Source organism: Campylobacter concisus, from assembly GCF_902460895.1.
GTDB lineage: Bacteria > Campylobacterota > Campylobacteria > Campylobacterales > Campylobacteraceae > Campylobacter_A > Campylobacter_A concisus_BC.
In genome coordinates, this window is the sequence record NZ_CABPVL010000016.1 from 1 (window position 1) to 3,174 (window position 3,174).

Annotated in this window: 1 protein-coding gene and 1 pseudogene; both read right to left on the reverse strand. The window is 38.5% G+C overall.

All coding sequences use genetic code 11. From position 1 onward, the window contains the following. Positions 1 to 175 precede the first annotated feature (175 nt). Complete coding sequence (locus F3G98_RS10065) at positions 176 to 709, reverse strand: hypothetical protein (RefSeq protein WP_149726124.1); 534 nt, start codon at positions 707 to 709, stop codon at positions 176 to 178. Beyond that, positions 710 to 3,094 (reverse strand): annotated as a pseudogene (locus F3G98_RS10070) (molybdopterin-dependent oxidoreductase). It abuts the gene before it with no gap. Positions 3,095 to 3,174 lie beyond the last annotated feature (80 nt).

Here is a 3,174-nt window from a genome sequence, read left to right on the forward strand (position 1 = left end):
AAACAAAATTTTATCCATCAAAGATAATCTTTGCTAATAAAATATTTAATTTTTTTGGAAATTTATTTAAAGATATAAAGTTACCAACCAAACTCCTTTTTGTTTGAAGTTAGCAACTATTTGATTTTACAATGGGTCAAATTTAGATTTTTATCCAAATTTGACCTAAAGTTTTTTAATCTTCTTCTTTTGCAATTCCGTCTTTTGCGAAGGCTTGCATAAAGCGTAGGATTCTAGATTTTTCTTCGTCGTTTATTTTAGCAAATGTCTGCATAGCAGTTATATATGCATCCCATTCGTTCATCAAATGCTCTTTTGGTTTATGAGCCGCGTGGCATGAGCTGCAAGTGTCATAATAAAAAAGCTCTGCCTCTTCCCATGAGGCGTAGCTATTTTCACTTAACTTTTTGCTCTCTATTAGGTACTGCGCCTTTGGTTTTGCTTCTTGATTTTTAAGCTTCAAAAAGGTTATCAAAGGATCCTTTTTATAGGCTAAGATATTTTTATTATCAGTAACTTCTCCACTAACTTCAATAAGTGACAAATCACCCTCTTGCTTTATAAATTTTACTGGCGTACCTTCGTAAATTTCACCTACAACCTCTTTGGTTTTAGGATCAAGTAGATTAGCCTTTATATCAAAGATAAACATATCTTTTGCAAAAACAAAATTTGCCAATACTGCCGCTAAAAATAGAATTTTTCTCATTTATGCTCCTTTTATTATCGGTGTTTTAATGCCGGCATAAGCCTTGGCATCAACTTTTTTGATAGCAACTAAGCAAGTATTTACAGAAGTAGCTTGTGCCATAGTCGAAGTAGGTCTTGAACTGGTTAATAAATTTACGTGTCCTGCGTTGCATCTTGGGTTTTCATCTGTTAAATTTTCTGGATCATACCAAGCGCCTTCGCTTATCGACACGACGCCCCTCATAATGTCTTTGCTTACTACAGCTCCTGCTAAAATTCTACCCCTATCGTTATATACTTCAACCGTATCGCCGTCTTTTATGCCAAATTTCTTAGCATCTTCATCGTTTATAAGTACAGGCTCTCTATTTCCTACTTTATATGCTTTTCTTACAAAAGAGTTATCGAGCTGAGAGTGGATGCGATATTTTGGGTGCGGACTTAGCAGATGAAGCGGATATTGCTTTGTAAGTTCGCCATTGCCAAACCATTCTGCAGGCTCAAACCACATAGGATGTCCTTTGAAATCATCAAGTTTAAAATCAGCAAATTTTTGCGAAAAAATTTGAATTTTGCCTGTTTCAGTAGCTAATTTATTTGCTACTGGATCGGCTCTAAATGCGGCGTGACGAACAAATTTTCTTGCCTCTTCGCCAGGCTCAAAATATACATATCCCTTTTCCCAGAATTCATCGAAATCTACGTAATTAACGCAATCGCTTCTTTCATAAAAGCTTCTTAAAATCTCTTCTTTGCTTTTGCCGCTTGTAAATTTGCGATGCTCTTTTTCACCCACCATTTTTGCCATCTGAGCAAAAACGTCATAATCGTTTCTGGCTTCAAAAAGCGGCTCTACAACCTTTCTCATCGCATAAACATAATCTTGCGAATAAGAGCCGCCATAGCTTATATCGTCTCTTTCCAGCGGTGTCGTAGAAGGAAGCACTATATCGGCCATCTTTGCCATAGGCGTCCACCAAGGCTCATGAACGACCAACGTATCAAGCGTGCGAATAGCCTTTATAAGCTCGTTTGTATTTGGATGGTGCCCCAAAACAGTTGCGCCCGCTATATACATGACTTTGATGTCTGGATAGGTTATCTCGGAGCCTTTAAATTTGATCTTTTTGCCTGGATTTAGCAAGGCTTCGCTAACTCTTGAGGCAGGGATTTTTGCATCTACTTTGTTTTTACCTTGCGGCAAGCCTACTGGCAAACTAACGCCCGAAAATGCTTGTCCGCCGCCACCATAATGCATAGAAAATCCAAATCCGCCGCCAGGGAGACCAACTTGTCCTATCATAGAAGCAAGTACCATAAGCATCCAGTCGGCCTGCTCTCCGTGATGAGCTCTTTGCATAGCCCAGTTGCCTGCTAAAAATGTGCGATTTTTTACAAAAGTATCGACAAGCGCTTTTATAACGCTCTCCTCAACACCCGTTATCTTTGCTGCCCAGGCAGGAGTTTTTTCTACCATATCTTCGCTCCTACCAAGTAGATAAGGCAGGAATTTATCAAATCCAAAAGTGTATTTTTCGATAAATTCTTTATCATATTGGTTGCTTGTATATAGATAATGGCACATTCCAAGCATAAGTGCCACGTCGGTATTTGGGCGAATTTTAATCCACTCGGCATTAAATTTCTTGGCAATTTCTGTGTATTGCGGATCAATCGTGATAAATTTTATTCCCGATTTTGCATATTTTTCAAAATAAGGATTATTTCCGCGATTTGCTATCATGAAATCGATCTGATTGCATTTAAACAAATCGGCACCCCACATCACATAAACTTTCGTGTTTTCAAGCATTACTTCATGTGCGGTTTGCGGAGAATAAACTTCTAAATCTCCAACAATAGTTGCATTTACTCTGCCTGCAGCACCGTTGCTATACTCGCCGTCAGTTCCTACCGCTCCGCCAAAAACGGTATTAAAAAATCTACCCGCCACGGAGCTGCAGTTGTGAAGAAGACCTGGATGCCCCCAGCCGCCATAGCTTGCGTTATAAATTTCATCTGTTTTTACACTTTGAAGCTTTTTAACTATTAGCTTCATCGCCTCGTCTCAGCTTACTCGCACAAATTCCTCTTTGCCGCGAAGCTCGGGAGTGTTTTTACCTTCTAGGTAGCTTTTTCTAACGCAAGGATATTTTATTCTGGTATCAGAATAAACTCTATCTATCCATGCCTCATTTCCGGGATATTTTGGGTCTTTATCAGATACCTGCGGTCTAATTTTCACTATCTTTCCGTTTTCGTCGACGTCGGCGTAAAATGCACCTAAATTTGAAGCGTGCGGTATGCTTTTGGTTTTATTCTCCTTTGCTAGAAGAGGATTTGAGCATACTATTGCCGTAGCTGCAGCGGATGTCTTTAAAAAATCTCGTCTTGAAATTGACATTCTTTCTCCTTGATTTTCAAAATTTCGCCGGCATTATATTAAATAAATTCATTTTAATTTCATTTTTTAAATTAAATTTA

Excerpts from the sequence above, each read along its gene's own strand:
- F3G98_RS10065 (WP_149726124.1), bottom strand. The coding sequence starts at position 709 with ATGAGAAAAATTCTATTTTTAGCGGCAGTATTGGCAAATTTTGTTTTT.